At 71.8% G+C, this 8,480-nt stretch carries 8 protein-coding genes and 1 pseudogene; 4 read left to right on the forward strand and 5 right to left on the reverse strand.

Features of this window, described 5'->3' with window-relative positions; genetic code table 11:
• From AC08ON_RS01710 to AC08ON_RS01720, 3 genes are all read right to left on the reverse strand, one after another.
• On the reverse strand, nt 1-748 hold a 748-nt coding region (locus AC08ON_RS01710; protein WP_476616334.1), incomplete at its 3' end, for an AAA family ATPase.
• A gap of 145 nt (nt 749-893) precedes the next feature.
• The gene (gene crtI / locus AC08ON_RS01715) at nt 894-2,405 is read right to left on the reverse strand and encodes a phytoene desaturase family protein (protein ID WP_476606148.1); all 1,512 of its coding nucleotides are present in this window, start codon (nt 2,403-2,405) and stop codon (nt 894-896) included.
• 67 nt (nt 2,406-2,472) lie between these two features.
• Nucleotides 2,473-3,639, reverse strand: coding sequence for a polyprenyl synthetase family protein (locus AC08ON_RS01720; RefSeq protein WP_476616335.1), 1,167 nt, complete (start codon nt 3,637-3,639; stop codon nt 2,473-2,475).
• Nucleotides 3,640-3,708: 69 nt separating this feature from the next.
• Here AC08ON_RS01720 and AC08ON_RS01725 point away from each other — a divergent pair, with 69 nt between their 5' ends.
• Complete coding sequence (locus AC08ON_RS01725; protein ID WP_476606146.1) at nt 3,709-4,395, forward strand: DUF4097 family beta strand repeat-containing protein; 687 nt, start codon at nt 3,709-3,711, stop codon at nt 4,393-4,395.
• A 283-nt stretch (nt 4,396-4,678) separates the two neighbouring features.
• Complete coding sequence (gene metF / locus AC08ON_RS01730; protein ID WP_476610006.1) at nt 4,679-5,536, forward strand: methylenetetrahydrofolate reductase [NAD(P)H]; 858 nt, start codon at nt 4,679-4,681, stop codon at nt 5,534-5,536.
• A gap of 104 nt (nt 5,537-5,640) precedes the next feature.
• Here the strand turns inward: metF and AC08ON_RS01735 are convergent, their stop codons facing one another.
• Nucleotides 5,641-5,889 (reverse strand): hypothetical protein, encoded by a 249-nt coding sequence (locus AC08ON_RS01735; protein ID WP_011435832.1) that lies wholly within the window; start codon nt 5,887-5,889, stop codon nt 5,641-5,643.
• A gap of 289 nt (nt 5,890-6,178) precedes the next feature.
• Between AC08ON_RS01735 and AC08ON_RS01740 the strand changes: the two genes are divergently transcribed.
• Together AC08ON_RS01740 and AC08ON_RS01745 are read left to right on the forward strand one after the other, a co-directional pair.
• Nucleotides 6,179-6,424 (forward strand): hypothetical protein, encoded by a 246-nt coding sequence (locus AC08ON_RS01740; protein ID WP_476606144.1) that lies wholly within the window; start codon nt 6,179-6,181, stop codon nt 6,422-6,424.
• Between the two features lie 8 nt (nt 6,425-6,432).
• A complete protein-coding gene (locus AC08ON_RS01745) occupies nt 6,433-6,936 on the forward strand; it encodes a CDP-alcohol phosphatidyltransferase family protein (protein WP_476606143.1) in 504 nt (167 codons plus the stop codon).
• Here the strand turns inward: AC08ON_RS01745 and AC08ON_RS01750 are convergent.
• Nucleotides 6,859-8,347, reverse strand: a pseudogene (locus AC08ON_RS01750) (phytoene desaturase family protein). The gene AC08ON_RS01745 and the pseudogene AC08ON_RS01750 sit on opposite strands and share 78 nt — an antisense overlap.
• Nucleotides 8,348-8,480: the final 133 nt, after the last annotated feature.

The following is an 8,480-nucleotide window of genomic DNA, read 5'->3' on the forward strand; positions in this document are numbered from 1 at the left end:
CCTCGCCGGGGGACCGGGTGGCGAGCACCAGCCGGACGGCGAACTCGATGATGGCGTGATGGACGAACACCTCGTCGGCCCGGGTCTGCAGCCGGGTCAGCGCCTGCGGGGTCAGGACCCGCTCGGGGAGCGGTGGCGAGGTGCCCATCCGCCGGACGATCTCGAGCTCCTCCGCCGGGTTCGGGTAGGGGACGTTGACCTTCATCAGGAACCGGTCCCGCTGCGCCTCCGGTAGCGGGTAGACACCCTCGGATTCGATCGGGTTCTGGGTGGCCAGTACCAGGAACGGCTCGGGAAGCCGGTGGGTGACCCCGCCGAGCGAGACCTGCTTCTCCGACATCACCTCCAGCAGCGCCGACTGCACCTTCGCGGGTGCCCGGTTGATCTCGTCGGCGAGCACGAAGTTCGCGAAGACCGGGCCGAGCTCGACGTCGAACGCCTCCTGACTCGCCCGGTAGATGCGGGCACCGACGATGTCGGAGGGCACGAGGTCGTTGGTGAACTGGATGCGGACAAACGAACCGCCGACGACGGTCGCGAGGGTCTGCACGGCCAGCGTCTTCGCGACCCCGGGCACGCCCTCCAGCAGGCAGTGGCCCCGGGCGAGCAGGGCGACGAGCATGCGTTCGACCATCCGGTCCTGTCCGACGATCACTTTTTTGATCTCGAACAGGGCGCGTTCGAGCAGCGCCGCGTCCGACGTGGTGTCCGGTACGGCGAGGCCGGCCGGGCTGTGCCCTTCGTCCATGGCAGCATTGTCCCAGCCGCATCGTGGAACAGGGTGCCAAAGGACTCGGCACGGCCTGGCCGGAAGCCTCATCTAAGCCGCTCTTCAGCAACTTCTCGGCGGTGGGAAATGTTCGGGGCACCGGGGTGCCGGGGTGCGTCACGGGTCAGCACAGGGCGCGGGAACGGTAACCCCGGTCAGCGCCGAGGATCCGCTCCGCGGCCAGCCGGCCGGAAATGAGGACCATCGGGACCCCGACGCCGGGCCGGGTGCCGCTGCCGGCGAACACGACGTTCGCGAGGCCCGGGGCCAGGTTCGAGGGGCGGAACGGACCGGTCTGGCGAAAGGTGTGGGCCGCCGCGAACGGGGCGCCCGCCGCCATCCCGCGGGCCCGCCAGTCGGCGGGCGTGGTCACCTGCTCCACCTCGATGGCGTCGCCGAAGCCTCGATAGCCGTGGCGTTCGCAGGTGGCGACCACCTCGTCGCGGTAGCGCGAGCGCAGCACCGACCAGTCGAGCGGGGCGGTGAGGTTGGGTGTGGGGAAGAGCACGCAGTACGTGTGGCCGCCGGCCGAGGCCATCGCGGGTTCAGTGCGTGAGGGGGTGGTGACGAGGAAGGACGGGTCGCTCATCAGCTCGCCGCGATTGATGATCTCGCGGAAGGTCGACCGCCAGGCCCGGCCGAAGTGGATGGTGTGATGCGCGGTGTGCGGGTACTCCACGCGCGCCCCAGCCAGCAGGAGGAAGCACGAGGGCGAGTACCGCAGGCGGCGCAGGCGGGCCGGCGCCGTCGAGGGAGGCAGCAGTTCGGTGTAGGCGATCGGCAGGTCGGGGTTGAGTACCACCACGTCGGCGCCGATGCGCTCCCCCGCCGCGGTGTGCACCGCGACCGCCCGGCCACCCCGCACCTCCACCCGCGTCACCGTGGTCTCGTAGCGCAGGGTGGCACCGTGCTTGGCCGCGGCGCCGGCCAGCGCCTCGGCGACGGCGTGCATGCCGCCGGCCGGGTGGTAGACCCCGGCGACGCAGTCCATGTAGGAGATGACGGCATAGAGGGCCAGTGCGTCGTGCGGGGCGAGCCCGGCGTACATCGCCTGGAAGGAGAACATCCGCCGGGTCCGCGGGTCCCGTAGATGGCGGCCGACGACGGTGTCGAGCCGGCGGAAGCCGCCGATGGCGGCCAGCCGGGCGAGCTGCGGGCGCAGCAACGACAGTGGGGAGTCGACCTGCGCGTCGATGAAGTGGCGCAGCTGGGTGCGGAACATTGCAGTGACGATTCCGACGAACCGCTCGAAGCCGGCCGCCTCCGCCGGGCCGCACAGCGCCCGGATCTCCTGTGCGGTGTCGGCGGGGTCGGCGCGGATGTCCAGCGACGAACCGTCGGCGAAGAACCCCCGGTACATCGGGTCGAGCCGGGTCAGCGACAGCCAGCGGTCGAGATCCTCCCCGACACAGTCCAGGGCGTCGGCAATCAGCTCGGGCATGGTCAGGACGGTCGGTCCGGTGTCGAAACGATAGTCGCCCAGTGCGAGCAGGCCGGCCCGACCGCCGGGGGTCGCATCCCGCTCGAGCACCGTCACCCGCCGGCCGGCTCCGACCAGGCGCAGCGCGACCGACAGACCGGCGAGACCGGCCCCGACGATGACGACGTGATCCGTCGCTCCGGTCACCGTGCGCACCTGCCACCTGCTTCCTGGTCGATGGACTTCCTGGTCGATGGTGCGGTTACCCGATGTAGTCGGTTGCTCAATGTGATCGTGAAGTCGCTGCCATGGCGAGTTCCGTCAGGGCGGCGAGGGTTGTGACGTCCAGATCCGCCCGTCGGGCCGCCTCGACCGCCGTGGCGGTCCGGGCGGCGATCCGTTCCTCGGCGGCGGCCACCGCTCCGCTTGCGGCGATGATGTCGCGGGCCTCGGCGACCCGGGCGGCGCGGGCCGCGGGGTTCTCGGTGGGCCCGAATCCCGGGGAGCATCCGGGTCCCCCGGAATACCCGGAATACCCGGGATTCTCGGGCTGTCCCGCATCCTCAGAGTGCCCGGCGCGCCGGACCGGCGGGGAGATCAGCGCGCGCAGCCGGGCCGCCGCGGCCGGCTGCGCGCGGGTCAACGCGAGCGCCAGCAGGCCAGTGGGCCGCCCGTCACGCAGATCCTCCCCGGTGGGTTTTCCCGTCACCGCCGGATCGCCGAACACGCCCAGGAGGTCATCGCGGAGCTGGAACGCCTCGCCGAGCGGCAGGCCGAACGCCGCATAGGCCGCCAACAGGTCCGGCGGCGCGCCCGCGAGCAGACCGCCGAGCTGCAGGGGACGGACCACCGTGTAACCGGCGGTCTTGTACCGGGCGATGCGGACCGCCCGCCCGGGATCGAGGCCGCCGTGCGGACCGGCCTCGGCCTGGCCGACGAGGTCGAGGTACTGCCCCGCCATCAGCTCGCTGCGCATCCGCCCGTAGGTGGGCCAGGCCCGGACCAACGCCTCGGGTGGCATCCTGCTGGCCGCGAGCAGTTCGTCGGCCCAGGCCAGGAACAGATCGCCGAGCAGGATCGCGGCCGAGCGGCCGAAGTCGGCGGGCTCACCCTGCCAGCCGGCGGTCCGGTGGACCCGGGAGAAGCGCCGGTGCGCGGCCGGCCTGCCGCGCCGTGTGTCGGAGGCGTCCATGACGTCGTCGTGGATCAGCGCGCAGGCGTGCAGCAGCTCGATGGCGGCGGCGGTCACAATCTCGTCGCAGTCCGGGCCGCCCGCGCCCCGCCACCCCCAGTAGCAGAAGGCGGGACGCAACCGCTTGCCCTCCGCCAGCAGGAATTCGGTGGCGATACGGACGAACGGGATCAGATCGTCGTCGATTCCGCGCAGGAGCGCTCCGCGCGAACCGGTGAAGCGCCGCAACACGGCGGAGACCCGCCCGCGCACATCCACCGTGGTGTGGTCCGGCACCGTGGTGTGGCCGGGGATTGGCCGGCGTCCTGGGTACCGTGCGGTGTGCCCGTGTTCGACACCGCCGTCGTCGTGGTCGCCGTTCTGCTGGTCGCCGCCGCACTGGGCGGATGGACCCTGTTGCGGCTGCCACCCGCGGAGCTGACTCACACTGTCGACGGTATCGACGCCGTGGAGATCCTGGTGGCCGCCGGCCGCGTCGAGATCTCCGGGCGGGACCGCGAGGACGTGCACGTCGCGCTGACCGTGCGGCGTCGTCCCGGTCGGTCCGTGCCCGCGCTCACGAGGGCCGGGAGCACGCTGCGGATCGACGGCCGGGCCAGCGACGTGCGGGTCAGGCTGACCGTGCCGCCACGGGTCCGGGTGCGGGCCGAGGTGCTCGCCGGCGAAATCACGCTGTGGGGGGTCGGCGGTGAACTGTCCCTGGTCACCCGCGATGGCACCATCGCCGGGCGGGAGCTCACGCGCGGTCCGGTCGCCGCGCGCAGCCGGGACGGCGACGTCAACCTGCACTTCAGCGAACCGCCGGACGGTGTGCGGGCGCAGAGCGAGACGGGCATGGTCACCGTCATGCTGCCCGACGGCGAGTACGGGGTGGAGGTGGAGACCGCCGATCCCGGGGCGGCCGACGTGGAGCTGACCCCGTCGGCGCACGCGGCGTGCCAGGTGGTGGCGCGCAGCGTGTCCGGGCGGGTACGGGTCGGTCTCGCCGCGCCGCTGGGACCCTTGTCCATCTGACGCCTCTTGTCCATCTACCGCCCATCTGGGTTGTCCCAGCTGGTCCCGCCCAACGAGCCCTTTTCAGCCGGGTTGCTCACCCACGTTGGTGGAATCGACGGATCATGACTCTCGCGTGATCACGTTGGGGATTCGTGGGATCACGCCGGGGAAATGTTGCTGCCCGCTGTCGGGGCCTGATCGGTCGTGTTTCCGATCGGGGGTCCGTCTTCGATCGTGGCCACGCTCGGTCTACCCTCGTGCCATGGCGGCGGTCCGGAGTCTGAGCACGCAACCCACGACGATGGGCGAGTACCTCGCCACCGGTCGTGCGTCCTTTTCCTTCGAGTTCTTTCCGCCGAAGACGCCGGACGGCGAGCGGCAGTTGTGGACGGCCCTGCGCCAGATCGAGGCGCTGCATCCCTCGTTCGTCTCGGTGACGTACGGGGCGGGCGGGTCGACGCGCGAGGGCACGATCCGGATGACCGAGCGGATCGCCACCGACACCACCCTCACGCCGATCGCCCATCTCACCGCGGTCAACCACTCCGTCGCCGAGCTGCGCCGGGTCATCGGCAACTACGCCGGCGTCGGGGTGCGCAACGTCCTGGCCCTGCGCGGCGACCCGCCAGGGGATCCGCAGGGCACCTGGACTGCCCATCCAGCGGGCCTGCGGCACGCGGACGAACTCGTGCGCCTGGTGAGGTCGGTCGGCGGCTTCTGCGTCGGCGTGGCAGCCTTCCCCGACAAGCACCCACGATCGGTCGACTTCGACAGCGACGCGCGCTACCTGGTGGGCAAGTTCGACGCCGGCGCGGACTACGCCATCACCCAGTTCTTCTTCGGCGCTGACGACTATTTCCGTCTCGTCGACCGGGTCCGCCGGCTGGGCTGCGACAAGCCGATCATTCCTGGGATCATGCCGGTGACGAACGTCGCGCAGATCGTCCGGATGGCGCAGCTGTCCGGTGCGGCCTTCCCGCCGGCGCTGGCCTCCCGGTTGCAGGCCGTCGCCGACGACCCGGCGGCCGTGCGGGCGATCGGGGTCGAGGTGGCGACCGAGTTGTCCCGTCGCCTGCTGGACGGCGGTGCACCGGGCCTGCACTTCATCACCCTCAACCGCTCCAGCGCCACCCGGGAGATCTACCAGGCGGTCCGATAGCCGGCCGCGGTCCGCTGGGTGGCCGGTCCGCGGGGTGTCCCGGTGGCGCATGACGGGTGGGCCGCTCGCCCGACCCGTCCGCGCTCATGCCGCCGGGCTGGCATTCAGTCGTGCTCGTCGTAGGCATCGAAGACGCACAGCAGCCATTCGTCGCGGAGCGAATGCTCCCGGACCAGCGCGAACCCGGCCTGGTTGGCGGCGTCCACCACCGCCGTCACCAGGCTGAGATCAAGGGTGTTGAAGATCGGGGTGATCCGTACCGCAAGGATCACCTGGTCGCGATGGGCGGAGAAGACCGCCCGCGGGTCGAGGTCCTCAAGGGTCTCCACTACGCCGCCTACCTGTTCGGACACGTCACTCCCGCCACGTCTGGGTGGCACCGCTGTTCTCTCGTGACACCGCTGTTCCTCCGACACCGCGTCTCCCGACCTCGGGCCGGTCCGGTGACCGATCGACGCCTTCGGTTTTGGTCGCCGGCCGGACGCAGGGTGCCGCTACGGCTCGCGGTAGGGGACGACGAGACTCTATGTCCCAGCATGTCCCAGCGCGAGACGGCGTACCGGACGGATGGCGGCGTACCGGGCGGGGCGCTGGCCGTACCGGGCGGAACGGGATGGCGGAACGGGATGGACGACGGGCACGATGGACGACGTGAGCACCCCGCTACCTGGTCGGGACACCTACCTTGCCCAATGGTCGGCCCTGCACGGCGGCTACGACCTGGCGCGCGGGCTATGGCTCGTTCGTGCCTGGTTGACGGTGGTCTACTGGCTGGCCAGGCCGCTCGCCGCCCGCCGGGTGCGCCCGTCGGCGGTGACCGCCGGGGGGCCGTGCTCACCGCCCTCGCGATTCCCCCGGCCGTGGCCGGTGGCCGGTGGCCACTGCTAGGGGCTCTGGTGATCGTGCTCAGTGGCCTGGCCGACAACCTCGACGGAGCGGTGGCGATCCTCACCCGACGCGCGAGCGCCTGGGGATATGTCCTGGACTCCGTCGTGGACCGCTGCGGTGACCTGGCCTACCTGCTGGCCCTGTGGTGTCTCGGCGCACCCGGCGGCCTCGTGATTGCGACAGGCAGCATGCTGGGACTGCTGGAGTACACCCGGGCCCGGGCCGGCAACGCCGGCTTCGACGAGATCGGTGTGGTGACCGTCGGGGAGCGGCCGACCCGGATCATCATCGCCGCGGTTGGCTCGTTCGGAGCGGGTCTGGTACCCGGCCTCGCGAACCTCGCCGCGAGTATCGCGACGACCGCGATGCTGGCGGTCTGCGCCATCGGCCTCCTTCAGCTCACGGCCACGGTCCACGCGGCCCTGACAGCCGGGTCAGGCCGGGCCGATGAGACCGGCGACGATGCCGGCGGAGAGCACGACGAGCGGCAGCCCGCCGCCGGGATGGGTTGACCCACCGACGAGGAACAGGCCGGGTACCCGGGATGCGTTCGGAGGCCGCAGGAAGGCCGCCCGCACGCCGTTCGAGGATCCACCGTAGATGGATCCGCCCACCGTCCCGGTGCGCCGTTCCAGATCCGCCGGGGTGATGGTCTCGTACCAGCGCAACCGGGAGCGGACGTCGAACCCGCGGGCGGCGAGCACATCGAGGATGCGCCGGGCGTAGCCGTCGGTGAGCCCGGGACGGTCCCAGTCCAGGGTGCCTGCGCCGTCGTGGCCGCCCGTGCCGCGATGTGGGGGCGCGTTCACCAGGATGAACCACGCCTCGCAGCCTGGCGGCGCGCAGGCCGGGTCGGCGGGCGCGGCAAGATAGATAGTGGGATCGGCCGCCAGCCGGCCCGCGAAGACGGCATCGAACTCGGCGTCGTAGTCGGCGGGGAAGGTGACCGTGTGATGCCCCAGCCCGGGCGTGCGACCCGTCAGGGCCAGCAGCAGCACGAAGCCGGACATCGACGGTACCGTCCGCCGCAGCCGCCGGCGGCCGACCCGATCGTTCACCAGCCGGCCGTAGAGCGCCGCCGCGTCGGCGTTCGCGACGACGACGTCCGCGGGCAGCCGGATACCGTCGGCGAGACGGACCCCGTCGACCCGGCCGCCGGGGGTCCGGGTCACCGCCAGCACCGGCGCGTCGAGCAGGATCCGGACGCCGCGTTCCTCGGCGCGGCGGGTGAGCGCATCCCCGAGGCGGCGCAGGCCGCCCGCGACGTACCAGCCCCCGAAGCGCCGTTCCGCGTGGATCACCGACACCAGAGCGGCGGGGGCGTGCCGGGGATCGGACCCGGAGTAGGTGGCATAGCGGTCCAGGATCATCCGCAGCCGGGGATCACGCAGGTAGCGCAGGCCCAGCCGGCGCAGGCTCCGGCCGGGCGCGATCGCGGCGATGTCACCGGGTGCGGACCAGGCGAGCCGAATCAGCCCGGTCGCCGACACGGGACTGGACAGGAACGGTCCTTCGGCGGCGTCGAAGACCCGGCAGGCCCGGTCGGCGAGCCGCCGCCAGTCCTCGCCCGACCCGGGGGCGATCCGATCGTCCAGTTCGGCCACGAACGCGTCGTCGTCGGCATGTGCGGTGAGCGTCGTGCCGTCGGCGAACCGGTAGGACGCGATCGGGTCCAGCCGACGCAGCTCCACCTCGCCGCGCAACGGCCCGCCGGTCGCGGTAAACAGGTCCTCGAACACGCCGGGCATGGTCAGCAGGGACGGACCGGTGTCGAAGCCGAACCCGTCGCGCTCGTACCAGCCGAGCTTGCCTCGCGGTCCGCGACGACTGCTCGCAGAGCGTCACGTCATGCCCGGTGGCGGCGAGCCGGGCCGCGGCTGCCAGCCCGCCCACACCGGCGCCGATCACCACAACACGGGCCATGCGACGACTGTACGAGCTGCTCCTTCCCGGTTATCCACGAGGAAGGAAACGGGCATCGAAGCCTCGGGAAGAAGAAGGAAGCCGCCGGAAGGGTAAGGGAAGCTCCTGGTGCGGGGTGCGGGGTGCGGGGTGC

The organism is Frankia sp. CoWAU3, assembly GCF_977971855.1.

Excerpts from the sequence above, each read along its gene's own strand:
- metF (WP_476610006.1), top strand. The coding sequence starts at position 4,679 with ATGGGCGAGTACCTCGCCACCGGTCGTGCGTCCTTTTCCTTCGAGTTC.
- AC08ON_RS01740 (WP_476606144.1), top strand. The coding sequence starts at position 6,179 with ATGGACGACGTGAGCACCCCGCTACCTGGTCGGGACACCTACCTTGCC.